The sequence below is a fragment of the Teredinibacter purpureus genome, from assembly GCF_014217335.1.
GTDB classification, from domain to species: Bacteria; Pseudomonadota; Gammaproteobacteria; order Pseudomonadales; family Cellvibrionaceae; genus Teredinibacter; species Teredinibacter purpureus.
The window spans coordinates 4,361,618-4,387,967 of sequence record NZ_CP060092.1; the positions used below are offsets into that span (position 1 = coordinate 4,361,618).

Genomic DNA, 26,350 nt, shown 5'->3' on the forward strand with positions numbered 1-26,350 from the left:
TAAATAGTCACTAGCAAACAAAACGCAAACCTATTAACAACCTCTAGGCGCCCCTCAATCTAGCCAACACCTCAAACACTGCGCTGCGGCCAATCACACAAACTGCTTTAGCACACTCAACAATCGCTCTGTCTGCCCCAGCGTTCCCAGCGTTATTCTCAATCCCACTTTGTCGCCATAAGCTTTTGGCCTAACCAAAATACCGGCAGCTTGCAAACCTTGCTCTACCACGTGCGCATCCGCAAAAAACGCCCAGAGATAATTACCCCCACTCGGCCAGTAAACAACTTTTTGCTCATCTAAATACCGCTCTAATAGAGGTTTAGACTCTTGCATAACCTCCTCCACATAGCTTTCGATACCCTCCAGGTTATCGAGGCCAGCACGAATAGCCACAATTGCCATTTGATTAATATCGTAGGGCCCACGCACATTTAAAAGCGCTCGAATATTGTCGGCTTCAGCGATAACGTAACCAAGACGAAGCGACGGCAAGCCCCATGTCTTTGAGAAGGTGCGAGTAATCACTATATTGGGATAAAGCTTTACAACATCGGCGACGGTCACCGATGTGTACTCGAAATAACACTCGTCGACCAATATCACAGCATGAGGAGCCGCTTTGGCGAGCGTGCATATATCGTCACGTGGCACTACGGTACCGCAAGGGTTATTCGGGTTAGAAACCACAATAACCCGCGTTCTATCGGTAATTGCAGCCAGCACTTGCGCCAAAGGATAACCTTTTTCACGCGTATACTGCGGTTGGATTATTTTCAAATTTTCAATGCGTGCGCACTGGGTGTACATAGCAAAACTAGGGCCCGGAATAATAGCTTCATCGCCCTCCCTGCTCGCCGCACGAATAATTAAATCAATCCCTTGATCGGAGCCATTTGTAATCATCACCTGATCAGCACCTACCTTTGCGTAGGCCGCTATTCGCTCGGTAATATCACCGTAGGCAGGGTACATCTGCAAGCGGCCATCATTCACGTAATCCACTAACGCCTGCCGAATCGCCTCACCAACAGGCAAGGTGCGCTCATTAAAATCGAGCAACACATGCTGCTTAGGGTCGCGTCCATCCAACGGTGGCTTGTAGGCGCTCATGCGATCAATATGGTCTTTGAAGATGGACATAAAAATAAACTCTCTAAACGTAAAAAGCCCAGCAAACGCTGGGCTTCGAAGATTACCGCTTTAATGGGTTTTTCGGCAAGCGTTATGACAACACTAAATTATCACGATGGATCAACTCATCGAAATCTTTGTAACCCAATAAGGTTTCGATGCGCGTTGTAGACTGACCCACAATTTTTCGCGCGTCATCACTACTGTAATTCACCAAGCCTCTCGCTATCTCTTTTCCTTGCTGATCTTGGCACACCACCATTTCGCCTCGCGTAAAATGCCCGCTCACACTGTTAACACCTACCGGCAGCAAACTTTTACCCTTGTCACGCAATACGGCTACCGCCCCATCGTCGAGCACAAGCGTTCCTCTCGACTGCAAATGCCCCGCCAACCACTGTTTGCGCGCACCGATAGGCTGCTGATCCGAGAACAGGAGTGTCCCAAGAATTTCGCCATTCGCAACACGAGGTATTACATCCGGCACCTTGCCACCCACAATGATGGTGCTCGCTCCTGAACGAGCCGCCAATCGGGCAGCCCTCACCTTACTGATCATTCCCCCACGACCTAACGCACCGCCGGAGCTGGCCATTGCATCCAAATCAGGCGATAGCGCTGGCTTTTCAAATACTATTTCAGCTAATGCATTTTTACGTGGGTCACAGTCATACATGCCCTTTTGATCCGTTAAAATACACAATACATCCGCTTCAATTAAATTAGCGACCAACGCCGCTAGCGTGTCATTATCGCCAAAACGAATTTCGTCGGTCACAACGGTATCGTTCTCATTAATAATGGGAATAACACCCATGTTAATTAATGTACGCAGCGTTGAACGCGCATTCAAATACCGCTGACGGCTAGAAAGATCGTCATGATCCAATAAGACTTGCGCCGTCTTCTTCGCGTATTTTTGAAATTCTTGCTCGTAAGCCTGAATTAAACTTGCCTGACCTACCGCAGCCGCAGCCTGCTGCTCGTGAATCGCTTTAGGTCGGGTCTTCCAGCCTAGCTTTGTCATACCCGCAGCCACCGCACCCGATGACACCAACACAACCTCATATCCTTTTTTCGACAGGGCGGCTATTTGCTCAACCCATCCCGCCATAGCCTCTTGATCGAGACCTCGACCGTTATCGGTCAGTAAAGCGCTACCAATTTTGATAACCCAACGTCGACTTTGTTTGACTAGCTTTCGTTTGCTCATCGCTCTCTTCGTTCGTTATTTATCAGGTTATTACCGGGAGTGAACCTGACAATTTATCGCAGCAGTATTCACCCAATTTATCGCGTGAATATTGAAAGTTGGAGAAATCTATTCACGAACATATTCTACTTCTACATCGAAGTCATCGTCATCATCATCATCGTCATCTTCTTCACTATTCTGAAGTTTCTTTGATTTGTGTCTTGCTCGCAGCGCTTCAATTTTCTCGCGAGCCTCCGCCTGCATTCGAATTTGCGTATCGTATTCCTGCCGGGCGTGCTCTTCATCTTCTTTCTCTAGGCGCCACAGCTCTTCCATATGCGTCAATATTTTCTCGCATAACTGCTTTGTACCAAAATGACCAATAGCCGACACACAAAAAACAGGCCCCTGCCAATTTAATGCATCCACTACCGCTTTTTTACGCTCTTCAACTTCTTCTTCCGACAACAAATCAGTTTTGTTTAAAACCAACCAACGATCACGCGTTGCTAACGTTGGACTAAAATGCTCAAGCTCTCTCACAATCGCCTTCGCCCCTTCGCCAGGGTCTGAGCCATCGATAGGGCAAATGTCCACCAAGTGCAAAAGCACACGGCAGCGCGTTAAATGCTTCAAAAACCGAACGCCCAAACCAGCGCCCTCAGCGGCACCCTCGATAAGCCCAGGAATATCGGCCACAACAAAACTACGATGCTTTTGTACCTTTACAACGCCTAAACTAGGGATCAAAGTGGTAAAAGGATAATCGGCAACCTTTGGTCTAGCGGCTGATACCGCGGCAATAAATGTAGACTTGCCCGCATTAGGTAAACCCAACATGCCCACATCTGCGAGCACCTTCATCTCCAACTTCAAACTCTTCGCTTCACCTTCAGAACCGCTAGAGGTCTGGCGCGGTGCTCGGTTAATACTGGACTTATAGCGAGCATTACCTATCCCATGAAAACCGCCCTGTGCCACAATCAAACGCTCACCATGCTCGGTAAGATCACCTAGCTGCTCATCGGTATCAATATTAAGTACAGAAGTGCCAATAGGTACCTTTAGCACTAAATCGTCGCCCTTATGCCCCGTACAATTGCGACCTCGACCACCCTCCCCGCTTTGGGCGTTATAGCTTCGCTGGTAACGGTAATCAATCAAAGTATTGAGGTTTTCATCCGCCTCCAAAAACACACTTCCACCATCACCGCCATCGCCGCCGTCAGGGCCTCCAAATTCAATATATTTTTCGCGACGAAAGCTACAGCAACCGTTACCGCCTTTGCCTGCCTGAACATTAATGGGTGCTTCGTCTACGAATTTCATTTAAATCTGTTCCTGTTATTTCTAATACTGCACGAATGAGGGGGACATTCTCGAGCATCACAACGGGAGCAACATTACTCCACTGCTATCTCTAACATACTTACTGACACTACAAACAAAAAAGCCCCACTACACAGTGTAGCGGGGCTTTTAAAGCTTTGATAAAACCGAGATTAAGCAGCTACGATGCTAACAAATCTACGATTTTTAGGGCCTTTAACCGCAAACTTCACTTCGCCATCAGTTTTAGCGAACAAAGTGTGATCTTTACCCATACCTACGTTCTCTCCACCGTGAAACTTAGTTCCACGCTGACGAACTAGAATATTTCCAGCTTTAACTACTTGGCCGCCGAACAATTTCACGCCTAAGCGTTTACTCTCGGAATCGCGACCGTTACGAGTACTACCACCAGCTTTTTTATGAGCCATGATTCTCTCCTAATTAACCTTTAATTCCAGTGATCTTAACTTCTGTATACCACTGACGATGACCTTGACGCTTCATAGAATGCTTACGACGACGGAATTTGATAATAGTTACCTTATCCGCACGACCGTGATTTAACACCTCGGCAGTCACTTTAGCGCCTTCAACAACTGGAGTTCCGATTTTAACGTCGTCTCCGCTGCCCACCAGCAAAACCTGATCGAAATCAATGGTCTCGCCAGTAGCCACTTCAATTTTCTCTAGACGAAGTACTTCGCCCTCTTCCACACGGTGCTGTTTACCACCGGCAGCAATAACTGCGTACATAACTGTGCTCCAGTTTTGGATTGGACGACACGAAGTAGGTAATAGCCCTATGGACCTAACCTTTCAAACCATCACCATTAGTGGCGATAAGCACAAAACTTGCATCGTTTAACGTATTAAACCTGCAGCCTAGACATACAGGGGCGCGCATTGTACTTTATGGTTAAATTCAAAGCAATCGTCATCGTAGTATTATCATGATCCAATATTCCGTATAATGCGCCCCCGAAACGGGGAGTCTACCGAATTCGAAAGTCGCCAGGAAAAAAGAAGAGCTGTCTTGGTCCACCCGTCCCACGAGATGAACTACAGGAAACTATAGATATGTCCAAAATTTTAGATGCAGTAAAACCCGGCGTTGCTACTGGCGACGATGTTCAGAAAATTTTTGAGATTGCCAAAGCCAACAGTTTCGCCCTACCTGCAGTTAACTGCGTTGGTACAGATTCTGTTAACGCGGTGCTAGAAACTGCAGCCAAAGTAAAATCTCCTGTTGTAGTTCAGTTCTCCAATGGCGGCGCCGCGTTCTTCGCGGGCAAAGGCTTGAAACTTGAAGGGCAACAAGCGCAAATTTTAGGGGCCATTGCAGGCGCCAAGCATGTACACCAAATGGCTGAAGCCTACGGCGTTCCTGTTATTCTTCATACCGACCACGCGGCTAAGAAGCTTCTACCGTGGATCGATGGCCTGCTAGATGCCGGTGAACAGCACTTTGCAGAAACGGGCAAGCCGCTATTCTCTTCACACATGATTGACCTTTCTGAAGAGAGCCTTGAAGAAAATATTGGGACATGTGCCAAGTACCTCGAGCGCATGAGCAAAATAGGCATGACCTTAGAAATTGAATTGGGCTGCACCGGCGGGGAAGAAGACGGCGTTGACAACTCCGATATGGACAGCTCATTGCTTTACACCCAGCCAGAAGACGTTGCATACGCCTATACGACGTTAAACGCAGTAAGCCCACGCTTTACCATTGCGGCTTCTTTTGGCAACGTGCACGGCGTATACAAGCCTGGCAACGTTAAGCTAACACCAGCCATACTTGATAACTCACAAAAGCATGTGTCAGAGAAGTTCGGTTTAGCTGACAACAGCTTAAACTTTGTTTTCCATGGCGGTTCGGGTTCTTCTCAAGCCGAAATTACCGAGTCTATTGGCTACGGTGTTATCAAAATGAATATCGATACTGATACTCAATGGGCGACGTGGGAAGGAATCAAAAACTACTACACGGGCAATGAAGGCTTCTTGCAGGCCCAAATTGGTAACCCAGAAGGCGACGACAAGCCAAACAAAAAGTACTACGACCCACGTGTTTGGTTGCGTGCAGGCCAAGCATCAATGGTTACACGCCTAGAGCAAGCCTTTAACGACCTTAACGCTGTAAACGTACTTTAAGCTTCGCGTTAAAACCTTAAGACTGATTAAGCCCGCTACTTAGCGGGCTTTTTTGTGCCTTATGGCTTTACTCCCCAATTTCAATCCGAGGCGATGCCGTTGCACGTTTATCAACCTTAGGTGCACATAGCAATAGCCGCTCTGATGCAATACCTTCCTGTTTGACCAAGTAAGCCTTGAACGACTCACTACGAGCTTCTGCGAGTGCCCGCTGCTCGGCCAAGGTTGCCGCCTCACTCGGCAGCGCAAAGCTACAAGCATTGAGCCTTAGCGTAGGCTTTTTGCGGAGTAAATCCGCCATCTGGCTAAGGTAGCCATGCTGATCACGTGTAATAGCCGTCTCGCCTACGGGAAAAAGTAAAGGCTTAAACCGAACTTTTAAGGCCTCCGCCCCGACCACTCGAGCGACGGCCAACACGTTACTGTAAGGAATAAACGTTTTAATTAAATAGCTTTCTACCTGTTTCATAGCCGCTTTGCGCATCGCAATATTGATAATGTGGCGAACACTTACATCCGGCGAAGTCAAATCGCCTTTTACCGGTATTTTTAAATGAATATCACCACGCTTATCTTTTAAATAATTGAGCGCCAAATTCAAAGGCAGCGAAGTTTGATCGACAACGCTTAAAGCATCCACTTCTTCCACAGACGTAAAAACGGGCCCCTTCAGGTTAAGATTGAGCGTGCCATCTAACTGATTGTTGTCGGCAACCATCTTGAAGTCACTGAATAACACGCCACGATCAACGCTAAACGCTAAAAATTGCTTGGTATACATATTTACTTTCGGCAACGAAAATTCTTTTATTTCACCTTCCACATTAAAACTTTTTTTCTCCGCGAAAGGCTGTGCCGCACCCGCAATGTTAAAAGAGAAGTAGTCGCCCTCATGGCCCGCGACCGTAAATACGGTATTAGCACCGGGGTTCGCGGTGTCTACATTTTCCACATCCAGCACATCCAGCGTTAACGGCATTACGAATGAATTTTTCTGGCGTTGATCCTCAAAATTAATTCGCCCCGGCGCGGCTAAACGAAGCTCGCGAAGCAGCAACGACATTAAAGCTTCCTGCGAACCCACTTCACTAGTGTCATCAGCATTGTTATTCGCTAACAACATATCCTGAGCCGTATCACTCGGAATAACTGGAGCCACCTCCGTATCGACGGCAGGCGCTAAAGTATCCTTCCCTTCAACAGGTGCTGGATGAAGAACAATATCAAGCAAGGGTGAATAAATGCTCACTTGGTCAACCGTTATACCGTCTAATGACGCCTCTATACCGCTTACGTTCAACGCTTCGACCAAAACCTTAGGCAATAAAGCGCCCGGTGATACGTCCGTCATTTTAAATCCGAAGCTCTTTACCTGCGCAACACTGGCGTCATACACCAAGACGGAAGGCTGCTGAGTTTGCTCTAGCGTAACCGAGGTCACATCCAGCTGTAGAGCGTCTAATGAGAACTGCTGTAAACCTGTCGTCACTTGCACCTTACTCACGGCCAGCGACGATGGCCCTACTACAATTTTTGACTCCGCAGCCGATAACTGTGCGCCCATCGTAACGTCCATGTCGAGCAGCCCACTCTCAACAACAAGCCCTTGACCCAAATAAGGACGAAGAACGGTTAAATCTAAATCACTCACCTTTAACGCCGCCGCCAAGGTTGCAACGTCGTCCTGCTCGCTATCCGTTGATAGTTGAGCCGTCAATAAAAGCCCTCCCTCGCCCAACTCTACGCGTCCGGCAATCTTTGTTCGCAGGCCCGCATTATTAAAATAGGTGTCAGTCAGAGAAAACCACGGCAGCTCCACACGATGAGAGGCCGCGCCCGTTTTAAGGTTAAAACTGACATTCTTAAACGAAACGGTATCAACCACCACAGAGAAGGGTAAAGCGGTATCGTTAGGTACGCTTGTATTCGTGTCGGGCTCACGACCTGATAGGCGACTGAGCAAAACGCCTCCAACGGTAGTGTCATCTTTATGTAGCTCGATAGACAATTGAGCATCCGTTAACAACACCTCCCTAATACGAATTTCTCGAGAAAATAATCGCAAAAACCCATAAGCCACCTCAAGCTGCTCAACGACCAACGTCTGTTCACCCGTATTTAGGCTAACAGCGCCTTTAATATTCACTTTTGATGTGAATAAATTAAGCCTTACGGTCGAATCCTCTGACAGCTTAACCCCAAGCGGGGAGAGAAAATCGGCACCCAGGGAACGGACAGCATAGGGGGATACCAACCACACACACACCACAACCACACTATAAAATACGATGCCAATAGAGGCCGCCCTAATTAACGCGCGGGCCAACCGCTTTATGTATACATTTATAACCAAAAAGAATGCTCCCTCTAAGAATACGGTATTAGCCGCAAAGACTGTCGCCCCAAAATATTGAGTTTAGCGTCGAAATGACTCCTACTGCGACCATTTGTCACATAGCCAAACAATATGATTTCGATACAATCTCCGCCCTCATATTTTGGGAGTTAGAAATGATCGATTCAAAACAAAAAAAAATAACGTACCTTCTTCTATCCCTTTGCTCAGCGATAAGTGCCAATACCTTCGCTGACGCCCGCAACGATAGCGGCTCACTGGAAGAACAAGTCTTTGTTACTTCCACACGAGAAGTTAAAACTATTGCCAACCTTTCAGAATCCGTTGGTGTATTGACAGAAGAAACCTTAAAGCAGGTGTCCCCCTCTCACCCAGCAGAAGCACTCAACCGCATCGCTGGAGTGCACATTAACAATCTTGGCGGCGAAGGGCATATGACATCCATTCGACAGCCCATTACCACTGCTGGCGTGTATCTTTTTCTAGAAGATGGCATACCTACACGCCCCACTGGGTTCTTCAATCATAATGGCTTATACGAAATTAATATTCCACAAAGCAGCCGCGTTGAAGTAATCAAAGGCCCAGCTTCAGCTCTCTATGGCAGTGATGCCATCGGTGGCGTTATTAACGTACTAACTCGCACAAGCCCAGACGATACGGAATTCGCCCTTAACGGTGAAGCCGGTTCATTCGGATGGCAGCGCGCGCTACTTTCGGGCGGCAGCAATCTAGGCAATAACAGCGGCTTTCGAGTTGATTATAATACCACTCAAAACGACGGCTTTCGTGATGAAGCCGCTTATGACAGGCAATCGTTAAGTGCCCGCTTTGACAGTGAACTTAGCGAAAAACTTTCGCTAAAAGTCATTGGCGCCTACTCCGAAATCAATCAATCAGGAGTCTCGGCTTTAGAAGAAGATGACTACAACAATAACACCGAGATTAACTTTTATCACAGCGATATTGGTTTTAGAGAAGTGGAAGCCTCTCGACTTTCTGCCGAATTTAATTACGCGGCTAGCAACAACCATTTATTCACATTAACGCCTTTTTATCGCGACAACCATATGGTGATGATGCCCAGTTGGATGGTTAGTTATGACCCGAATATCCGAGACTACGCTTTCGAAAGTTTTGGGGCACTGGCAAAATACCGTTATAAATTTGCAGACGATACTGGCGAATTCATTGTCGGTTTCGATATTGATTCCACCCCTTCAGACTACAAAGAAGAAGCCATTACCACCACACAAGAGGGCGAATTTTATACGGCTTACACCCGCACGGGTGAGCTAAGCTATGATTTTGAATCTACCCAAACCTCTAAGTCGCCTTACCTCCACGCGGAATTTCAAGTTACCGACAAATGGCGAGTAAACGCTGGCGTGAGGTACGATAAGTTTGAAGTCGATTATACCAATCATTTACCGGGCAACCCTGCGGATTATTCCCATCGTCGCCCCGACAGCCAAATATTAAGTTATAACAACACTAGCCCCAAATTTGGCGCAACATACCAACATTCCGACACTCATTCCTTTTACTTAAGCCACCGTTACGCGTTTAGAGCGCCGACCGTAGGGGCTCTTTTTAGACCGGGCTCATCACAAAGTAGCACCGAGCTTCAACCTGTAAAAAGTACAAGCTCAGAAATTGGGATGCGCGGCCGCATAGCCGATAACATTAGTTATGACATTGCACTTTACGATATGGCCGTTACCGACGACATTGTATCTATAATTGATGATGACACTCGACGCACCGTAAACGCTGGCGAAACCGAACACAAAGGCATTGAAGTTGGGTTTGATTGGCGCTTTTCACCCGAGTGGCAACTAGGCCTTTCTTACACCCAAACAGATCAAAATTACAAAGATTTCAGTTATGTATTTTTCTCCCGAGACTGTTTTTGCAATCAGCAAATTAATTTTTCGGGAAACCAAGTGGCAAAAGCGCCCAGCAATTTAGGCAACCTCCGCCTGGAATACACCCCCGAAGCGCTCGCTAAATTACGAGTAGAACTAGAATGGATGAGCGTAGGCGACTACTACACCGACCAGACGAATACCCAACAATACGCTGGCCATAACCTCGTTAACGTGAGAGCAAACTATACGCTTAGCACTGCATTCAACCTGTACGCTCGCATCTCGAACGCAACGGATGAACTCTACTCCACTTATACCTCTAACCAGGTAAACGATCCCGACCTCAGCTACCGCCCTGGGAACCCACGCGCACTCTATGCAGGCTTTAACTGGAGCTTCTAGGTAAACCATTATGAAAACGATACTCAATAATCCAAAATCACTTTTACATTGGCATAACGCGTTGGGATGGTGGGGTTTAGCGGCTATTACTATCTGGGTGTTAAGCGGCGCAGCGCACCCCATAATGAGTTGGCTTGGCCCTAAAGCAGAAAACTTTTTTCCCCCATCAATGACCGTTGACGGGCAACAACTCGGGCGCGTAACCAACTTGATCTCGACCACAGGGGTTCTAAATAACGCGCGTGTCGTAAAAGTGGTTCCTTCTGAAAAAGGCCCGTTATTACAGGTAACAACTGACGACTACGCACCACGCCAATATTACAGCCTTGCGTCGGGCAACAAATTAAATAATTTTGATGGCGAGCAAGCCAAATGGTTAGCGAGTTATTATACCGGCCGTCCAGTATCAGACATTGCGAGTATTCAATTTCAAACGAATTTTGATGACAGCTACCCTTGGGTAAACCGTTTACTACCTGTCTATAACGTTCACTTTAGCGGCGAAGATTCTCTGCGAATATTCATTCATACTGAAACATCAGCAATGGCCGGTTTAAATAACGAACTCAAAGCCTCCATGCAGTGGTTTTTCCAGCATGCCCATACATTTAAATGGTTAAACGGATTTGAGTACGGCCGGCTCATTATCATGTCACTTTTCATGCTGTGCTTAATTGGCACCGCCGTACTAGGTTTACTCTTAGTATTCGCGCTTAAATCTCGAAAGATTAAAAGTGGAAGTCGCCGGTACCATCGGTGGCTTGGCTACGTTTTATGGCTTCCTCTTCTAGCGTGGTCGGCCAGTGGGTTCTACCATTTATTGCAATCATCATTAGTGGATAAGCCTGCGGGCATGCGCTTAAACACACCGTTTAATGCACCTTCGATGGAAGCACTCACACCCCACGTCAACTTACCTGAATCACTAAGCGATCATCACATCAATAGCATTTCTCTGGTACGAGACGAAAATGCGCTGTTTTATCGGCTGAGTATTTCAGCCGCGTCAGACGTCAATGTATCGCGCACACAGCGCTATACCGGAATGCCTACCGAAAAACGGGCGGTATTTATTGATGCGACCACAGGGTTAATCTCCGACGCCCAAAATGATCAACATTACGCCCAAAACCTGGCGGCGAATTTTGCCGGTATCAGTACCGATAAGGTTGGTGCAAGTTCGATGATTACTCGATTTGGCACTGGTTACGATTTCCGCAATAAGCGCCTTCCCGTGTGGAAGGTAGAGATTAACGATGCCGACAACACATGGCTTTTTATCGACCCTATTACGGGTATTCTCGTTGACCAAAGCGAATCTATTGCGCGGGTAGAGGAGTGGTCTTTCACTTTTTTACATAAATGGAATTTCCTCACGCCTTTTACTGGCCGTATGGTGAGAGACATCCTAATCGTCGTCTGTTTAAGCTTTTTATTAGCCATTAGCTATTTTGGCGCAAAGCTGTTGCTGAGCCGATCTAGACGAGAAAAAAATACACTTAATCCTAGCGCCTAAAAATTGAGCTTACAGGTGGCCGATAAAAGGCTCACCTGTAAGCTTAACAATGTCACCTATCCAAGCTAAGCCCAATACCCGCAACCGTTATCACGCTCACCAAAAGCAACCCTCGCGGCTCATTCTTTTTGACCTCATAAACCGTACTTATTCCCTAGCCTGCAAGTCTAGTAATTGTCGCCATGAATATGTCTAGCATCAGCATTTTTACCATTGCCATCATAGGCATGGCAAGCAAAGTAATTTGCCGCCGTTACTAGATTGCTCTGGCTTGTATAAGCCGTATTTGGATGACTAAAGCCCTGCTGGGCGTTAGTTTTCATAGTGGCATTTACCAACTGAATAGAGCCCCTTTGATTGTCAATAACCGAAGACGGCTGATCCGTTTCATTTCCCCAGAGCGCCCCTATTGTTTTAGAGTTTTCAAGCACTTTGAGTGGCTCCTCACGCTCTAGTGTCTCGAAGATTGCCGTCATTTGACGATTAATCAATTGAATATTCCCTCTATTCGTCGCAGACTGATTATCGCCATCGCGAGCCCCCTCACCATAGATCATACAAATCTCAGTCGGCTGCCCCGTAAGCGGTGTGTCATCGTCGCCTGCTGGCACAAGGGGCCGCTCATTAGCGCAAACGTCTCTCGTGAAGTTCCAATGTGCATTCGCAAGGCTCGACGGGTCTTGGCAATTGGGCGTATTACGCTTATGTTCAAATGCTGCCCAGCTAAACCCAGGGTGCAGCACAGTACTTTTGACAAAGCGCCCCCGCCAACCCCAATAACTCATTCACCTCGACAACGCCGTCTCGATTAATATCAGCATTAATCCAAATATAGCCGTGTTTATCGGCCTCTTGTATCACGCTCCATAAGAGCTTCATTTCGCTTGAACCCGCCGGAAGCGTTTTACTTCCCACAGTAACACCACACATTTCACGACTGAAACGCGCTTCGTAATACACCATACTGCCCGCCTGATTATAGATAACAGCATTGCCAAACACTTGATTGATCATTTCAGGAATAATGAAATCATTTTCCGTATTGTCATCACCCTTAATGGAGAGCACAAAGATAAAAGGCTTATCTTTGTTGTTAAACGCGTGGTCAGATTGCGCACGCGCGCCGAGATTTTACCCAGAGGATAGACCACACCCTCACTTAACGATCATTTTATAGACAATCGCGTTGCTAAACTTGACACCCCCACACCATGCCCCTAGCATCCACCCCTCAAAAACAACTGGCGAAATGACCTCATGCAGTCCTTCCACGAAGTGGTGCAAAACGACTTTGAATCCGTCAACCGGCTCATTATTGACCAGCTACACTCTGACGTGGCGCTGGTAGAAAATATTGGACACTACATTGTTGACGCTGGTGGCAAACGTTTGCGCCCGCTACTCGTCCTATTAATGGCCAATGCACTCAACTACAAAGGTCAACAACACATTGATCTAGCCGCCATTATTGAGTTTATTCATACCGCAACACTACTGCACGATGATGTTGTCGACGTATCCTCTCTTCGTCGAGGGCGCCCGACCGCCAATGCAGAATGGGGTAACGCTCCCAGTGTATTGGTCGGTGACTTCCTATACTCTCGATCCTTTCAGATGATGGTCGCCATTGGCAACATGGATATTATGGCCATATTGTCTGACACCACTAATATCATCTCTGAAGGTGAAGTGCAGCAGCTCGTCAACGCTAGAAATCCAGACGTAACGGAAGACAACTATCTCACCGTCATTCACAAGAAGACAGCAGCCTTGTTCGAGGCGGCCTGTGAAATAGGTGCCGTTATTGCCGGTGCAAATGCCCAGCAACGCGCGCAAGCACGGCAAATTGGCTACCATTTAGGCGTCGCCTTTCAGCTTATTGATGACGCGTTAGATTACGAAGGAAATGCCGAAGAACTCGGCAAGAATGTGGGTGACGATTTAGCCGAGGGCAAACCCACCCTGCCATTAATTCACGCTATCGCCAACGGCACGTCAGAAGAAGCTGAATTGGTAAAACAAAGCATTCGCGATGGCGATATCAACAAACTGCAACAAATTATCACTATCGTGCAGCAGCGCGGTGGTTTGGAGTACACCAAAGAGTGTGCCCGCAACCATGCCGAGAAGGCTCAAGCACTCATTGCTAACCTTTCGGCCACACCTTACCAGTCCGCTTTAGCGGATCTCACACGCTTCTCGGTAGAGCGCAGCAACTAATAAAAAAGCCGCCAGCCATTCCTACCCTGAAGCACGCAGCAATAGAGAGTCTATCGATGCAAAAACGTACACTATCCGATCTTTATAATAACTGGGATCAACTCGTTGAAAACGCTACTTCATGGGAAGGGCGTACCTTAAAACAAGCTTTCGAAAAAGACGCCAATCGCTCGGCTCGCTATACCGTTTCAGCCACTGGCCTAGAATTGGACTTTTCTAAAAACCACATTGACGAAACAACACTGTCACTCTTACTCGACGTTGCCAAGCAAGCAGACCTCAAAGGTGCTATAAAGCGCTTGATGCGCGGTGACCACGTCAACAATACCGAAGATCGCCCAGCGTTGCACAGCGCCCTACGATACGCTGGCAAGGCCTCTAGCCCCGAAGAGAAAGCGGTAGAGTCAACACTCAACAAAATGGCCGGCTTAATTGAATCTGTGCATAGCGGCGAATGGAAAGGCTACAAAGGCGATAAGATTACTGACGTCGTCAACATTGGTATCGGCGGCTCCGACTTAGGCCCTCGCATGGTAACAAAAGCGCTAACACCCTTTCATACAGGGCATGTGAACGTTCACTTCGTTGCAAACATAGACGGCGCCGAAATCCATGACCTTACCCAAACATTAAATGCCGATACGACACTCTTCTTAGTTGCTTCCAAATCATTCTCTACTTTAGAGACCCTCGAAAATTCACTCACCGCTCGTCGATGGATGCTGGAAAATGGCTGTGCCGAAAATGAACTCCGCCATCACTTTGTTGCCATCTCGTCAAAAGTCGATAAAGCCGTTGAATTCGGTATTGATGCCGACAATGTTTACCCGTTATGGGATTGGGTAGGCGGCCGATACTCATTGTGGTCTGCTATAGGCATGCCCATAGCTTTCGCCGTTGGTATGGACAATTTCCGCAAGCTTCTGTCTGGTGCGAATGCAATGGACACTCACTTTGCTGAAGCGCCACCGGAAAAAAACATTCCCGTGCTTATGGCCCTTATCGTGTTCTGGTACAGCAACTTCATGGATACCGACACGCAAGCCATACTTCCTTACGCTTACCACTTACAGCTGCTCCCAGCCTATTTACAGCAACTTGAAATGGAAAGTAATGGCAAAAGTGTTACAAAAGAAGGCGTGCGCGTAGACTACCAAACAGGCTCTATTGTATGGGGTACTGAAGGAACAAATGGCCAGCACTCGTTCCACCAACTACTGCATCAAGGCACAACCACGATGCCTATCGATTTTATTGCCACCCTGCAAGCCCATCACCCAATCGATCATCAACATAAATACTTGTTTGCCAATTGTGTGGCGCAAAGCCAAGCTCTTATGACGGGGCGCGATCTCGCAACAACGGAAACAGAGCTGCGTGCAGCAGGTGTCAGTGAAAGTGAAATAACCACCTTAGCAGAACACAAAGTTCATCCGGGTAATCGCCCAAGCAACACTATTTTGATGGACAAGCTAACCCCAGAAACACTCGGCGCACTTGTCGCAGCCTACGAACATAAAGTGTATACATTGGGCACATTGTGGAATATTAACTCCTACGACCAATGGGGCGTAGAGCTAGGTAAGTTACTCGGCACACACATTGCCACTGCCATAGACACAACGGATATCCCCGGCGACTGGGACTCATCAACCCAAACTTTAGTGCGTAAGTTTAACGAAGCAAACAAAAGTATTTAACCCACAGGCTGGGCCTTAAATCGTTAGAACGCGGCCTAGGGCCGCGTTTTTTATACTCGCTAAACGTAATATTTCACTGAGGCTACAGCTATTACAGCATAAGTAAGTTAAATTCAGGGGCAGTAAAACCTGAACTTTCTATTATTCGCTTAGTCTCACTCGCTACCAGTACAAAAAGTACTGACAGAACAGACCTAAATTTTGCTCCCACAGGGAGTTACTTCGTCAGGAGATCACCGATGAAAAACATGAGTAAAACACTAGCATTATCCAGTGCCATCGCCGCAGGCGTTATGATGGCCTCAAGTCACGAAGCGCTTGCAGGCAAAGCTAGCATGGAGAAATGCTACGGTATCGTTAAAGCCGGTAAAAATGATTGTGCCATAAAAAGCCAAGGCACCAGCTGCGCGGGCCAAGCCAAAAAAGATGCCATTTCAGATGCATGGATCTACGTTCCAAACGGAAAATGTGAATCCATTGTTGGCGGTAGCTTAACCCCCAAAGGCGCACAAAAGTAAACATAGCTACCTGTGAACCACCTAAAAGGCTCATTGAGTTATCGGGGCCTTTTAGTGTAACCAGCCCGTACCTTTATTTATGACTGAACCTCTCCCCCTACGCTGCGGTGTTGGGCTAAAAGCACAGCACTACAACGATATTATTCACGAACAACCTAATGTTGGTTGGTTCGAGATTCATCCTGAAAACTATATGGGTCCTGGCGGGCCGCCACATCATTACCTACAAAAAATCAGAGCACAATACCCTCTTTCACTGCACGGAGTAGGGCTTTCGTTAGGCTCAAGCGAGGGGGTTAGTAGCGAACATTTACACGCGCTAAAACGGGTAATCGATCGATATCAGCCCGCTCAAGTATCCGAACATATCGCGTGGAGTCACTGGAATAGTATTTATTTAAATGATTTACTGCCGTTACCTTACACACATGAAAGCTTACAAATACTTTGTGACAACATCGACCGCACACAAGCTTTTTTAGGCCGATCAATACTCATCGAAAACCCTTCAACATATATCGACTTTTCATACAGTGATCTCACCGAGAGTGCATTCATTAATGAAGCCTGTCAGCGCACAGGCGCGGGCCTACTTCTCGACGTTAATAATATTTTTGTCTCTGCCACCAATAACGGATTTGACCCTTACCATTACATTGACACCATTAACACGCAATATATTGGCGAAATCCATCTTGCAGGCCATACAGAAAAAACATTACCCGATGCCTCCATTATTCGCATCGACGATCACGGCTCGGCTGTTAAAAACAGCGTATGGATGTTATTTAAGTATCTATTAACCAAGACAAACAAACCGTTCCCAACACTCATTGAATGGGACAACGATATTCCAGAATGGGCGGTTTTAGAAGGAGAAGCACATAAAGCTGAAACACTTCTAGTACGTCAACGAGAAGGCGCTTGATATGACGCTGAAAAAATTTCAACAAAATTTTGGCGAATTTTTTCTATCTGGCGAACACGATTTTGCACTACAAAAACAATTAAAGGCCTACCCTCGCGACATCTTAGAAGCACGGCTGAATATCCATAGAAACAACTATTACGCATCTCTTGGCGACATTTTGCGTGAAACATTTAGCACCGTTAACCAACTGGTAGGCGACACATTTTTTACAGCTCTCGCAAACAACTACCTCACCCAACACCCCCCAACTAAGGCTGCTATGCTTTGGCTCGGCGATACCTTCCCTCACTTTATTGCCCGCTTTGAACATACCCAAAAAATATCGTATCTAGCAGATGTAGCGCGCGTTAATTGGGCACAGCACTTAGCTTATCACGCAAAAGACACCCCCCCCTTAACCGCACGGAATTTCGCTGACATAGACAACGACACGCTTGGCCAAAGCGCTTTTATCTTTCACCCCAGTCTTGCGCTACTACAATCACCTTATGCTCTATATTCCATTTGGCAGTACTGCCTTCCAACAGAGGAGGCTAACGTTGATGAGGGTTCGACTATACTCCCCTCAGAGATCGACGCAGACAGGCCCGAAAATATACTTGTCGCAAGGCCTAGCACCACGGTCGCCACTTACAACCTTTCACATGAAGTCGCTTTTTTTATCTCTCAACTATTGACCGGCCAAACACTGCTAGACGCCGTATCTCGCACTGCAGACTATAGCGACTCTCACAAGCTCGACTTTAACGCCAGCGATGCTGTGTCATTCTTAATTTCCTCAGGCATCGTTACCTCAACCATTATTCCCGAGGGCGATGCTCTATGACTATTTTCAATAAAATTGATCGATTCGCAAAAACACTGGGCGATATTATTCCCGAGGCGGTGCTTTCTATTTCTGCCCGCGTTTCGGTCTTTATGATTTTCTGGCTATCCGCACAAACAAAAATTGGAGGGGACGCAATCTTCGGACAAAAATGGATGTTTTGGAATGTTTCACAAACAACGCTTCTATTGTTCGAATATGATTACGCCCTACCCTTAATTCCCGCCGATATCGCAGCTTACCTCGCGAGCATCACAGAATTTTTAATATCGATATTAATACTTGTTGGCTTCATGACGCGCGCAAGCGCCCTTATTTTTATAATCATGACGCTCATAATTGAAATTTTCGTTTACCCCGAAGCATGGGCAACCCACCTACTTTGGTTGGTGCCATTACTGTATATTCTAAAGCAGGGTGCCGGTGTATTTTCGGTCGATTCATTGCTAAAAAAAACTTAACTCCGTAAAAATATACCAAAAAAAACCGGCCAAGGCCGGTTTTTTTTGGTATTAACAGCTAAAGAAATTAAGCATCGTACTGTTTAACCAGGCCTAACAATTCCTCTGTTTTCGCTTCCATTAAGCCTTGATCAGCGCGGCTTTCAATATTTAAGCGCAGGACAGGCTCCGTACTGGATGAGCGTATATTTAATCGCCACTGTGCAAACTCCATTGATAAACCATCGATTTTTTTTAATAATCAATGCAGAAGAGCGGTAATGCTCTTCTATCGAAGTAATTATTTTTACAGGATCGTTTACCGTGTTATTTCGCTCGCCACTACACGGAAATTTTGCAACACGATCTTTCACCAATTCAGATAACGTCTTACCTGTAGTGCTCATTAACTCTGTCACCAACAACCAAGGGATATTGCCATTATCACAATAAGCAAAATCTCGGAAATAATGATGAGCGCTCATTTCACCGCCATAGACGGCATCTTCTGCACGCATTTTTTCTTTGATGAAGGCATGCCCTGTTTTACTTTCAATCGCAATACCACCTTCAGCCTCGGCCAAGTCAATGGTATTCCACGTTAATCGAGGATCATGCACAACTTTTGCACCGGGGTTTTTCTTTAAGTAAGCCGCGGCCAATAAACCAACAACATAATACCCTTCAATAAACACACCGTTTTCATCAAAGAAGAAGCAGCGATCAAAATCACCGTCCCAAGCAAAACCTAGGTCAGCCTTATGTTCCTTTACTGCATCAATAGTTGCGCCGCGCTTCTCGACCAAAAGCGGGTTAGGAATACCATTAGGGAAGTTGCCGTCAGGATTATGATGAATTTTAATAAATTCAAAAGGCAAATGAGGCTCTAAACCATCGACCACAGCACCAGCGCCACCATTACCCGCGTTACAGACAATTTTAAGCGGTTTTAAAGCTGAAATATCAACATATTCCAACAAATGTTCGAGGTATTCAGGGCGAATATCACGCTTTTCTACGCTACCCACAACCGCCGACGGCTTAAACTCACCACGCTCGGCAATAGTCTGTATATCATCCAAGCCGGAATCACCCGAAATAGGCTCTGACCCTTTGCGCACCAATTTCATTCCGTTGTAATCCATAGGGTTATGGCTAGCCGTTACACAAATGCCACCATCAACGCCCAAGTGAAACGTTCCGAAATATACCTCTTCTGTACCCACTTGCCCCATATGTATAACGCTGGCGCCCGCTTCCGTAATGCCTTTAACCAAGGAATCGGTTATCTCCGCGCTGGTCAAACGAATATCGTGGCCAACCACAACAGTTTTAGCATCGAGGTATTCAACGAACGCTCTACCAACGCGATACGCTACATCAGCATTAAGTTCTTCGGGAACACGGCCACGAATGTCGTACGCTTTGAAACAAGTAATATCAATTTTCATCTAACTTCAGTCCACCTTTAGTCTTGGGTATACAGATTTTCGTAAACATAGTTGGTTGCATTCACAAAGCCTGCAACGCTTCCGCAGTCAAAACGACGACCTTTGAATTTATACGCCAACACACAACCGTTTTTAGCTTGCGTAAGGAGTGCATCAGTGAGCTGCACTTCATTATTTTTACCTGGCGGGGTATTTTCTATTATTTCAAAAATGTCGGGAGTTAAAATATAACGACCAATGATAGCGAGATTACTGGGAGCATCTTCGGGTTCTGGTTTTTCTACCATGTTATCAACTTGGTAGAGCCCGTCTTTAATTTGCTTGCCAGCAATAACACCAAACTTACTAATATCTTCTTTTGGCACTTCTTGTACCGCCACAATACTGCAACGAAACTGTTTATACAGTTTAACCATTTGTGATAAAACGCCTTCGTCCGCTACACATAAGTCATCCGATAGCACAACGCCGAAAGGCTGGTCACCAATTAAACGACGGCCATTTAAGATTGCATCACCGAGCCCTCTCATTTCACGCTGCCGCGTAAAAGAGAACGAACCTTTTGCCATTACGTCGCGAATAGACGCTAAGTAATCCTCTTTGGAGGAACCCGCTATTTGATGCTCTAGCTCATAGCTCACGTCGAAATGGTCCGCGATTGCACGCTTACCTCGACCGGTTACAAAACCAATTTCGGATAAACCCGCACCCAAGGCTTCTTCTACGCCATACTGCACAAGTGGCTTGTTAACAACGGGTAACATTTCTTTGGGCATCGATTTTGTCGCAGGAAGAAAGCGGGTTCCATATCCGGCAACAGGAAATAAACATTTACTAATCATCTTTGATTCTACCTTCTTGGTATTAAATATTTTATCTGTTGAGCGTATCGCTAATGTGTGGTGTGAAAACTATACCAACTAATTGTTGAACTTTTATTGAGCAAAGGCACCGAAAACGAGCAGTTTACGGCGTCATCAACATTGGCAGTATTTATTTGTAGCGTTCAATGCACTGAGTCACCCAATCCACAGAGGCTCTATTCTTAACACGCACGAAATATACCATATTCAATAACACTATAGTGCTTGATCGAGGCCTTGGTAGCGCTACCCTTTATATTTTATTGGCTGATACGGTGTTTCGCCCGCCTCGCGACTGGACAAGCCCTATACACAGGGTAGAATGGCGGCTTTTTCCGGCTGGGTATCGCTTAAACTCGCCGCCAACTAACCACGGATAATCTTCAGTCATGAATTCATTCGAACAGCAATCATCCTATAACCTGGAAGAGCTACTGGCCTGCGGTCAAGGCAAAATGTTTGGCCCAGGTAACGCACAGCTACCCGTACCCAATATGTTAATGCTGGACCGAATAACTCACATCAGCCAAGCTGGCGGTGAGTTTGGCAAGGGCGAAATCATTGCCGAATTGGATATCAAAGATGACTTGTGGTTCTTTGACTGCCACTTCCCCGGAGATCCCGTAATGCCTGGCTGTCTGGGCTTAGACGCCATGTGGCAGTTAGTCGGTTTTTTCCTTGCATGGAAAGGGAACCCCGGTCGCGGACGCGCGCTTGGCTGTGGCGAAGTTAAATTCACAGGCCAAATACTCCCGTCGAACGGTAAAGTAACGTATCACATCAACCTAAAACGCGTTATTGAACGCAAGTTGGTAATGGGGATAGCCGATGGTCGAGTGTCGGTTGACGGCAAAGACATTTACTTTGCTAAAGACCTAAGAGTTGGCCTATTTAGCAATACCGACAGCTGGTAGTTCGCTAACAGAATTCGAGCTAGCGGTATGGCATAATGCCGCCGCGATCTGACTAGATTATGAGGAATAATATGAAACGCGTTGTGGTCACTGGCATGGGTATCAGCTCATGCATCGGTAACGATATAGACACAGTACTCGCCTCTTTAAAAGCGGGAAAATCCGGTATACGGTTTAATGAAAGCTATCAAGAACATGGGTTTCGCAGCTTGGTTTCTGGCTCTGTCGATATCGACTTAAAAGACCATATCGATCGTAAAGTGCTGCGTTTCATGGGCGATGCCGCCGGATTCGCCTACGTTGCAATGCAACAGGCCGTTCTCGACTCCGGGCTAGAAGCGAACCAAGTGTCAAACGAACGCACAGGCATTGTTGTGGGTTCAGGTGGCGCGACTACCTCTAGCGTAGTGGAGTCAGCCGACATTATCCGTAGCCGCGGCGTAAAACGCGCAGGACCTTACCGTGTCACACAAACAATGGGAAGCACGACCTCGGCGTGCCTAGCCACCCCCTTCAAGATCAAGGGCGTTAACTACTCCATCTCGTCGGCTTGCGCCACCAGTGCTCACTGCATTGGCAATGCGATGGAACTGATTCAACTCGGCAAGCAAGACGTTGTCTTTGCCGGAGGTGGTGAAGAAGAGCACTGGACTCTCACGGGCCTCTTCGATGCCATGGGCGCCCTTTCAACCAAATATAACGACACTCCAGAGAAAGCCTCTAGACCTTACGATGCGAACCGCGATGGGTTTGTTATTGGTGGTGGTGGTGGCTGTCTGGTGATCGAATCTCTGGATCACGCCTTGGCACGTGGCGCTAAAATATATGGCGAGCTCATCGGCTACGGAGCAACTTCAGACGGCTACGACATGGTTGCCCCCTCTGGCGAAGGCGCTATTCGCTGCATGAGACAAGCCTTACAAAACGTAGATGCGGCGACTATCGACTACATCAATTCACATGGCACCAGTACACCAGTAGGTGACCTTGCCGAATTGCGAGCAGTGCGAGAAACCTTCGGCGCCAATACTCCTGCTATTAGCTCAACAAAATCACTCACGGGCCACTCCTTAGGTGCTACTGGCGTTCAAGAAGCGATATACACTTTGCTTATGATGAAGCATAGCTTCATTGCAGGCTCATCGAATATCGAAACACTGGACCCTGAAGCTGATGGTTTGAATATTGTACCTACAGCAAAAGACGCAGATATTAATATCGCCATGTCGAATAGCTTTGGCTTTGGCGGCACCAATGCGACACTTGTTTTCCAAAAGTTTGCAGGTTGATAAAACACCACTGTTAGACCAAAAAAAGCGCCTAATAGGCGCTTTTTTTGGTCTAACCTCTACGTTATTGCCGCACAGACTGCCGCTTCTCTTCTACCAAATGCTGATCATGTAGCCACCGACGTACGAGCGATTTAAAACCGTGCCGCCAAGAAGGAAACTGAATACCAAAGTCATCGGTACAATTCCGACCGTTTAGGTTACCGTTACCTAACAACAAACGCCCTTCTTCTTTCCCCGATATTACCTGAGGCATTGTGAGCGACAAGCCTGCTTCAGCATTGATCATACGCACAGTTGCATCCACAAATTCCGCTTCGGAACTCTGATCAGAGCTACGCAAATGATACACACCCCAGTTTTCTGCGCCACAAAAAAACCTGATGAATGAGGGTGATAAGGCTGCGAATCACAAAACCTGCAGACACCAAACTAAAGCGATGGTGATCAGATACAGGGGGTAACTCGCCAACTAATAATTTAGGGATAATTCGACCGAATAAACTACAAGGAACTAGATCTAATATCCACGGTAACCGCAACACGATAGAAGAGGGGCACACCAACGCGCCTGTCTCCATCGATAAAATCCGCCGCCCCAGCTCATTGCTTGGCTGAGGCATATCCACCTCACCAACGCCCTGAGGGCAATAATTGTCACCAAAAACACGGAATGAAGATAACTGAATTAAAGGCACGCTTTTCGCTTTGCATGCCTTCGCAAGACTTCTCGCCGCGGCGATATCGCTAGCACTCACATCGACGCAAGATTCCGGAAAGTGAATAACAAGGCTAGGCGATTTTTCATCGAAATAACCTGCGACCGCCGCCTCATCCGACCAGTTCAGGCTCTCAGCAGACGGTGTAAGCAACACAAAAGGGTAATCTTCCATCACCCCCATAAACGCACTAGCGAGCGCGGTATCCGCTCGCCGAACAAGAATTCGATAACTCAAGTGAATACCCTAAAATGGGATGTCGTCATCAAAACTATCCATAGCGGGTGGCGGAGCAGCATGAGACGTTTGCTGCGGCGCTGGCGCGTGTTGCTGTTGCTGTTGCTGTTGCTGGTTTGGATTTTGCTGTTGCATCGGAGCGGGAGCCGCTTGCGGCTGATTAGGCGCTGCTGCAGGAGCACCCTGCTGAAAGCCACCGCCGTAATTTTGATTTTCGCCACCCTGACGCGCGTCGAGCATTTGCATTTCGGCGGCTACTATTTCAGTGGTGTAACGGTCTTGACCATCTTGCCCCTGCCATTTACGAGTGCGCAAGGCGCCTTCAATATACACTTTACTGCCTTTGCGAAGATACTCGCCGGCGATCTCTGCTAGACGATTAAAAAAGACTACACGGTGCCATTCTGTACGTTCTTGAGGCTGCCCAGACTGCTTATCTTTCCAAGCCTCAGAAGTGGCCACACTGATATTGGTCACGGCACCTCCGGAAGGCATATACTTAGTTTCAGGATCTTGACCTACATTTCCCACCAAAATCACTTTATTTACGCCTCTGCTGGCCACGTTAACTCTCCTATATCAAATAATGATTCAAATCTGGCTATCGATCGATTCTAGCGACTTTTCACTGCTTTGGCTCCACCTAAATTTAGCAGAACAATACCTTTACAGTATTGCCTAGCAATCAAGAATTACGCTGCAACACGCGATTAAGCTCACTCTCATCGAACACTCTTTTATCCACCTTTAAGTAAAGCAAAGCGTCTTCACTCACGAACAACACATCCTCAACACCCGGCACTGCCAAAACACACGCAGTAGCATTAAAATTTTGGGCAACACTGACGCTCACACTACTAAGATACCGCGGGCTTTTCATGGTTACAGCAAAGGCAAACCAAACCGCTACAACAACAGCCCCCAACAGATAAACTTCTGAAGGGCCATAATACTCTAACAACCAACCACCACTAACGCCTCCAGCAAATGCACCTAGAAATTGGCTGGTTGAATATATTCCCATCGCCGTACCTTTAGCGCCAGCGGGCGCTATTTTACTCACAAGAGACGGCAGGCTCGCTTCCAACAAATTGAATGCTGTAAAAAAAAGCAATAAAAGCGTTAACCAAACAACAATCGAAGCATTGACCTGAGACAACACGGCTAAACTGAACCCCAGTAAAGCGACCGCCCCCACGAACACCGTTTTAACGCGTCGCTTACGCTCGGCAAACATCACTAGAGGCAACATCAAAACAAAAGCGATACCCAACAACCCCAAATAAACGAGCCAATGAGAATCGCGCGATACCGCAAATCGCTCTTCAAGCATAAGCGGTACAACTAAAAATGCGGCCATTAGCACAAAGTGCAAAACGAAAATCCCCCAGTTCAAGCGCAACAACTGGGTATCTTTTAGGCTGGCGAGAATTAATGCTGGAATTGCGCCCGTATCACGGTGCGATGCAGATAAACGCGGCGGGCTGGGGACCACGAAAAGCAGTACTAACAGACCTATAAGCGCCAATAGGGCTGAAACGCCAAACACACCACCTAAGCCAACACTGGACGCAATACCCGGCCCCACTATCATTGCCACAGAAAAAGATAAGCCGATAGAGGCCCCAATAGCGGCCATAGCTTTCGTACGATTTTCTTCCGACGTAAGATCGGCCACCATTGCCATAATTGCACTTGCGATAGCACCACTGCCCTGTAAGGCCCTGCCTAAAATAAGCCCTTCTATTGAACTGGCAAGCGCCGCGACCAAACTACCAATGGCAAAGATAACTAAACCGAGAAAAATAACGGGCTTTCGCCCCCAGATATCGGACAGCAACCCCAAAGGAATCTGAAACAGAGCCTGAGTGAGGCCATAAACACCTAACGCTAGCCCTAAGAGCGCAGGACTGGCTCCGCGATATTCGCCACCGTATAACATCAAGACAGGCAGCACCATAAACAACCCAAGCATACGAAATGCGTAAAGCGATGCTAAGGATGCAACCGTTTTAACCTGAGAGTGCAAAGGTCTAATTCCTCGGATTTTAAAAGAGGGCGATTCTAACAGGCCGATCCATTTGGCGACACCGCTAGCGCCTTCCACGCGAAGAATTAGACCGCTAGAACCCCCATTGTGCGGTACCTCACACCCATTTCACCCCTCAAGTATGAAAAGGAGACCGCAAATTTAACGCGCCAATGTAACCCGTACCAACCCTCTCCCCCCACTTAAGAATGAGGTTTATGTCCCTATGGCGCGTATTTAATAAGCCTTTTTG

General features: G+C 47.0%; 24 protein-coding genes and 1 pseudogene. 11 read left to right on the forward strand and 14 right to left on the reverse strand.

Translation table 11 applies throughout. The features are described 5' to 3' along the window. Positions 1–93 precede the first annotated feature (93 nt). From H5647_RS19415 to rplU, 5 genes are all read right to left on the reverse strand, one after another. Positions 94–1,143, reverse strand: a complete 1,050-nt coding sequence (locus tag H5647_RS19415) for a pyridoxal phosphate-dependent aminotransferase (protein WP_045860674.1) — start codon at positions 1,141–1,143, stop codon at positions 94–96. An 82-nt stretch (positions 1,144–1,225) separates the two neighbouring features. Beyond that, complete coding sequence (gene proB / locus H5647_RS19420) at positions 1,226–2,347, reverse strand: glutamate 5-kinase (protein ID WP_045860675.1); 1,122 nt, start codon at positions 2,345–2,347, stop codon at positions 1,226–1,228. 108 nt (positions 2,348–2,455) lie between these two features. Beyond that, the gene (cgtA, locus tag H5647_RS19425) at positions 2,456–3,658 is read right to left on the reverse strand and encodes an Obg family GTPase CgtA (protein ID WP_045860676.1); all 1,203 of its coding nucleotides are present in this window, start codon (positions 3,656–3,658) and stop codon (positions 2,456–2,458) included. 173 nt (positions 3,659–3,831) lie between these two features. After that, the gene (gene rpmA / locus H5647_RS19430; protein ID WP_045860677.1) at positions 3,832–4,089 is read right to left on the reverse strand and encodes a 50S ribosomal protein L27; all 258 of its coding nucleotides are present in this window, start codon (positions 4,087–4,089) and stop codon (positions 3,832–3,834) included. A gap of 13 nt (positions 4,090–4,102) precedes the next feature. Beyond that, positions 4,103–4,414: a 50S ribosomal protein L21 gene (gene rplU, locus H5647_RS19435; protein WP_045860678.1), complete on the reverse strand. Its 312-nt coding sequence runs from the start codon at positions 4,412–4,414 to the stop codon at positions 4,103–4,105. A 324-nt stretch (positions 4,415–4,738) separates the two neighbouring features. Here rplU and fbaA point away from each other — a divergent pair, with 324 nt between their 5' ends. Then, a complete protein-coding gene (gene fbaA / locus H5647_RS19440) occupies positions 4,739–5,815 on the forward strand; it encodes a class II fructose-bisphosphate aldolase (protein ID WP_045860679.1) in 1,077 nt (358 codons plus the stop codon). A gap of 67 nt (positions 5,816–5,882) precedes the next feature. On the opposite strand, the gene H5647_RS19445 is transcribed toward fbaA, so the two are convergent. After that, positions 5,883–8,168 (reverse strand): DUF748 domain-containing protein, encoded by a 2,286-nt coding sequence (locus H5647_RS19445; RefSeq protein ID WP_045860680.1) that lies wholly within the window; start codon positions 8,166–8,168, stop codon positions 5,883–5,885. A gap of 158 nt (positions 8,169–8,326) precedes the next feature. On the opposite strand from H5647_RS19445, the gene H5647_RS19450 reads away from it, so the two are divergent. Continuing rightward, the gene (locus H5647_RS19450; protein ID WP_052692285.1) at positions 8,327–10,444 is read left to right on the forward strand and encodes a TonB-dependent receptor; all 2,118 of its coding nucleotides are present in this window, start codon (positions 8,327–8,329) and stop codon (positions 10,442–10,444) included. A 10-nt stretch (positions 10,445–10,454) separates the two neighbouring features. After that, complete coding sequence (locus H5647_RS19455; RefSeq protein WP_045860681.1) at positions 10,455–11,960, forward strand: PepSY-associated TM helix domain-containing protein; 1,506 nt, start codon at positions 10,455–10,457, stop codon at positions 11,958–11,960. A gap of 167 nt (positions 11,961–12,127) precedes the next feature. On the opposite strand, the gene H5647_RS19460 is transcribed toward H5647_RS19455, so the two are convergent. Both H5647_RS19460 and H5647_RS19465 read right to left on the reverse strand, forming a co-directional pair. Next, positions 12,128–12,571, reverse strand: coding sequence for a hypothetical protein (locus H5647_RS19460; protein WP_162926442.1), 444 nt, complete (start codon positions 12,569–12,571; stop codon positions 12,128–12,130). 112 nt (positions 12,572–12,683) lie between these two features. Then, entirely contained in the window at positions 12,684–13,028 is a 345-nt protein-coding gene (locus H5647_RS19465; protein WP_045860683.1) for a hypothetical protein, read from the reverse strand. 189 nt (positions 13,029–13,217) lie between these two features. Between H5647_RS19465 and H5647_RS19470 the strand changes: the two genes are divergently transcribed. From H5647_RS19470 to H5647_RS19495, 6 genes are all read left to right on the forward strand, one after another. Beyond that, positions 13,218–14,180: a polyprenyl synthetase family protein gene (locus tag H5647_RS19470; protein WP_045860684.1), complete on the forward strand. Its 963-nt coding sequence runs from the start codon at positions 13,218–13,220 to the stop codon at positions 14,178–14,180. Positions 14,181–14,236: 56 nt separating this feature from the next. Continuing rightward, positions 14,237–15,880: a glucose-6-phosphate isomerase gene (gene pgi, locus H5647_RS19475; protein WP_045860685.1), complete on the forward strand. Its 1,644-nt coding sequence runs from the start codon at positions 14,237–14,239 to the stop codon at positions 15,878–15,880. A gap of 239 nt (positions 15,881–16,119) precedes the next feature. Next, complete coding sequence (locus H5647_RS19480; RefSeq protein WP_045860686.1) at positions 16,120–16,398, forward strand: BufA1 family periplasmic bufferin-type metallophore; 279 nt, start codon at positions 16,120–16,122, stop codon at positions 16,396–16,398. A gap of 79 nt (positions 16,399–16,477) precedes the next feature. Then, the gene (bufB, locus tag H5647_RS19485; RefSeq protein WP_045860687.1) at positions 16,478–17,326 is read left to right on the forward strand and encodes an MNIO family bufferin maturase; all 849 of its coding nucleotides are present in this window, start codon (positions 16,478–16,480) and stop codon (positions 17,324–17,326) included. 1 nt (position 17,327) lies between these two features. Continuing rightward, on the forward strand, positions 17,328–18,155 hold the full coding sequence (locus tag H5647_RS19490; protein ID WP_045860688.1) for an HvfC/BufC N-terminal domain-containing protein: 828 nt from the start codon (positions 17,328–17,330) through the stop codon (positions 18,153–18,155). Further along, entirely contained in the window at positions 18,152–18,616 is a 465-nt protein-coding gene (locus H5647_RS19495; protein ID WP_045860689.1) for a DoxX family protein, read from the forward strand. Before H5647_RS19490 ends, H5647_RS19495 begins: the two co-directional genes overlap by 4 nt. A gap of 67 nt (positions 18,617–18,683) precedes the next feature. Here H5647_RS19495 and H5647_RS19500 read toward each other — a convergent pair. Together H5647_RS19500 and galU are read right to left on the reverse strand one after the other, a co-directional pair. Next, positions 18,684–20,046 (reverse strand): annotated as a pseudogene (locus H5647_RS19500) (phosphomannomutase). Positions 20,047–20,063: 17 nt separating this feature from the next. Next, positions 20,064–20,888 (reverse strand): UTP--glucose-1-phosphate uridylyltransferase GalU, encoded by an 825-nt coding sequence (gene galU, locus H5647_RS19505; RefSeq protein ID WP_045860690.1) that lies wholly within the window; start codon positions 20,886–20,888, stop codon positions 20,064–20,066. A 410-nt stretch (positions 20,889–21,298) separates the two neighbouring features. On the opposite strand from galU, the gene fabA reads away from it, so the two are divergent. Together fabA and fabB are read left to right on the forward strand one after the other, a co-directional pair. Then, positions 21,299–21,823, forward strand: a complete 525-nt coding sequence (fabA, locus tag H5647_RS19510) for a 3-hydroxyacyl-[acyl-carrier-protein] dehydratase FabA (RefSeq protein ID WP_045860691.1) — start codon at positions 21,299–21,301, stop codon at positions 21,821–21,823. Positions 21,824–21,894: 71 nt separating this feature from the next. After that, complete coding sequence (fabB, locus tag H5647_RS19515; protein ID WP_045860692.1) at positions 21,895–23,112, forward strand: beta-ketoacyl-ACP synthase I; 1,218 nt, start codon at positions 21,895–21,897, stop codon at positions 23,110–23,112. A 64-nt stretch (positions 23,113–23,176) separates the two neighbouring features. Here fabB and H5647_RS22270 read toward each other — a convergent pair whose 3' ends face one another. The 4 genes from H5647_RS22270 to H5647_RS19530 all read right to left on the reverse strand — a co-directional run bounded on the left by H5647_RS22270 (position 23,177) and on the right by H5647_RS19530 (position 26,097). Continuing rightward, positions 23,177–23,455, reverse strand: a complete 279-nt coding sequence (locus tag H5647_RS22270; protein ID WP_236074980.1) for a hypothetical protein — start codon at positions 23,453–23,455, stop codon at positions 23,177–23,179. Next, positions 23,448–24,068 (reverse strand): sugar nucleotide-binding protein, encoded by a 621-nt coding sequence (locus H5647_RS19520; RefSeq protein ID WP_236074982.1) that lies wholly within the window; start codon positions 24,066–24,068, stop codon positions 23,448–23,450. The genes H5647_RS22270 and H5647_RS19520 overlap by 8 nt, the downstream gene beginning before the upstream one ends. Before the next feature lie 9 nt (positions 24,069–24,077). Next, entirely contained in the window at positions 24,078–24,632 is a 555-nt protein-coding gene (gene ssb, locus H5647_RS19525) for a single-stranded DNA-binding protein (protein WP_045860693.1), read from the reverse strand. Positions 24,633–24,753: 121 nt separating this feature from the next. Next, positions 24,754–26,097: an MFS transporter gene (locus tag H5647_RS19530; RefSeq protein ID WP_052692286.1), complete on the reverse strand. Its 1,344-nt coding sequence runs from the start codon at positions 26,095–26,097 to the stop codon at positions 24,754–24,756. Positions 26,098–26,350 lie beyond the last annotated feature (253 nt).

Coding starts and splice junctions, on each gene's coding strand:
- galU (WP_045860690.1), bottom strand. CDS start 20,888: ATGATTAGTAAATGTTTATTTCCTGTTGCCGGATATGGAACCCGCTTT.
- H5647_RS19415 (WP_045860674.1), bottom strand. CDS start 1,143: ATGTCCATCTTCAAAGACCATATTGATCGCATGAGCGCCTACAAGCCA.
- H5647_RS19495 (WP_045860689.1), top strand. CDS start 18,152: ATGACTATTTTCAATAAAATTGATCGATTCGCAAAAACACTGGGCGAT.
- fbaA (WP_045860679.1), top strand. CDS start 4,739: ATGTCCAAAATTTTAGATGCAGTAAAACCCGGCGTTGCTACTGGCGAC.
- fabB (WP_045860692.1), top strand. CDS start 21,895: ATGAAACGCGTTGTGGTCACTGGCATGGGTATCAGCTCATGCATCGGT.
- fabA (WP_045860691.1), top strand. CDS start 21,299: ATGAATTCATTCGAACAGCAATCATCCTATAACCTGGAAGAGCTACTG.
- H5647_RS19480 (WP_045860686.1), top strand. CDS start 16,120: ATGAAAAACATGAGTAAAACACTAGCATTATCCAGTGCCATCGCCGCA.
- proB (WP_045860675.1), bottom strand. CDS start 2,347: ATGAGCAAACGAAAGCTAGTCAAACAAAGTCGACGTTGGGTTATCAAA.
- rpmA (WP_045860677.1), bottom strand. CDS start 4,089: ATGGCTCATAAAAAAGCTGGTGGTAGTACTCGTAACGGTCGCGATTCC.
- bufB (WP_045860687.1), top strand. CDS start 16,478: ATGACTGAACCTCTCCCCCTACGCTGCGGTGTTGGGCTAAAAGCACAG.
- rplU (WP_045860678.1), bottom strand. CDS start 4,414: ATGTACGCAGTTATTGCTGCCGGTGGTAAACAGCACCGTGTGGAAGAG.
- H5647_RS19490 (WP_045860688.1), top strand. CDS start 17,328: ATGACGCTGAAAAAATTTCAACAAAATTTTGGCGAATTTTTTCTATCT.
- H5647_RS19455 (WP_045860681.1), top strand. CDS start 10,455: ATGAAAACGATACTCAATAATCCAAAATCACTTTTACATTGGCATAAC.
- H5647_RS19470 (WP_045860684.1), top strand. CDS start 13,218: ATGCAGTCCTTCCACGAAGTGGTGCAAAACGACTTTGAATCCGTCAAC.
- pgi (WP_045860685.1), top strand. CDS start 14,237: ATGCAAAAACGTACACTATCCGATCTTTATAATAACTGGGATCAACTC.
- H5647_RS19450 (WP_052692285.1), top strand. CDS start 8,327: ATGATCGATTCAAAACAAAAAAAAATAACGTACCTTCTTCTATCCCTT.
- cgtA (WP_045860676.1), bottom strand. CDS start 3,658: ATGAAATTCGTAGACGAAGCACCCATTAATGTTCAGGCAGGCAAAGGC.